Source organism: Micrococcus sp. HMSC31B01, from assembly GCF_001816085.1.
In the GTDB taxonomy this organism is placed as follows: domain Bacteria; phylum Actinomycetota; class Actinomycetes; order Actinomycetales; family Micrococcaceae; genus Micrococcus; species Micrococcus luteus.
The window spans coordinates 1-1,540 of record NZ_KV825224.1 but is presented as its reverse complement, the minus strand read 5'-3'; the positions used below and the strand labels follow the sequence as shown (position 1 = coordinate 1,540).

1 protein-coding gene is annotated in these 1,540 nt (G+C 71.9%); it reads right to left on the bottom strand.

What is annotated here, in order from left to right; genetic code table 11:
* Nucleotides 1–36 precede the first annotated feature (36 nt).
* Nucleotides 37–1,540, bottom strand: a 1,504-nt coding sequence (gene thiC / locus HMPREF3105_RS08485; protein WP_070709231.1) for a phosphomethylpyrimidine synthase ThiC, incomplete at its 5' end; no start/stop codon positions are given.

The following is a 1,540-nucleotide window of genomic DNA, read 5'->3' as shown; positions in this document are numbered from 1 at the left end:
CCGGCACCCTGGCCCCCGCGCCGCGGCACGGGCCGCTCAGTCCCTCGCGAGCACCGCGTCCCCCTCGGGCCGGCGCAGACTCGGCTCGGGCAGGTACACGGACCCGCCGGCGGCCCGGAACTCCGCGGACTTGGCGGCCATGCCGGCCTCGGCGATCCGCGCCTGCTCGGACGCGCCGCCGAATTCGCTGCGGATGTCCTGGCTGATGCGCATGGAGCAGAACTTCGGCCCGCACATCGAGCAGAAGTGGGCGGTCTTGGCGGGCTCGGCCGGCAGCGTCTCGTCGTGGTACTCCTCGGCGAGCTGCGGGTCCAGGCCGAGGCCGAACTGGTCGCGCCAGCGGAACTCGAAGCGCGCCTTGGACAGGGCGTCGTCGCGGTCGCGGGCGCCGGGGTGGCCCTTGGCGACGTCGGCGGCGTGCGCGGCGATCTTGTAGGTGATCACACCCGTCTTCACGTCGTCCCGGTTCGGCAGGCCCAGGTGCTCCTTGGGCGTGACGTAGCAGAGCATCGCGGTGCCGTAGCGGGCGATCTCGGTGGCGCCGATGGCCGAGGTGATGTGGTCGTACGCCGGGGCGATGTCCGTGACGAGGGGGCCGAGCGTGTAGAACGGGGCGCCCTTGCACAGCTCCTGCTGGCGCTCCACGTTCTCCCGCACCAGGTGCAGCGGGATATGGCCGGGGCCCTCCACCATGACCTGGACGTCGTACGCCCACGCCCGCTCCGTCAGCTCGGCCAGCGTGTCGAGCTCGGCGAACTGGGCGGCGTCGTTGGCGTCGGCCACGGAGCCCGGCCGCAGGCCGTCGCCCAGGGAGAACGCGACGTCGTAGCGCGCGAAGATCTCGCAGAGCTCGTCGTAGTTCTCGTAGAGGAAGTTCTCCTTGTGGTGGCCCAGGCACCAGCCGGCCATGATCGAGCCGCCGCGGGAGACGATGCCGGTCACGCGGTCCGCGGACAGCGGCACGTGGCGCAGCAGCACGCCGGCGTGCACGGTCATGTAGTCCACGCCCTGCTCGCACTGCTCGATCACGGTGTCGCGGAAGATCTCCCAGGTCAGGGCCTGGTGGTCGCCGCCGACCTTCTCGAGGGCCTGGTAGATCGGCACGGTGCCGATCGGCACGGGGGAGTTGCGCAGGATCCACTCGCGGGTGGTGTGGATGTCGTCGCCCGTGGACAGGTCCATCACGGTGTCCGCGCCCCAGCGGGTGGCCCACTGCAGCTTCGAGACCTCCTCGGCGATCGACGACGTCACCGCCGAGTTGCCGATGTTCGCGTTGACCTTCACGGCGAACGCCTTGCCGATGATCATCGGCTCCGACTCGGGGTGGTTCACGTTCGCCGGGATGATGGCGCGGCCGGCCGCGACCTCGGAGCGCACCAGCTCCACGTCCACGCCCTCGCGCAGGGCGACGTAGCGCATCTCCGGGGTGATCTCGCCGCGCCGGGCGTAGTGCATCTGGGTGACGCGCGCGCCCTCCTTGGCGCGCAGCGGGGCGCGGCGCTCGCCGGCCCACTCCTGCGAGGCGGCGCCGCGGCGCACG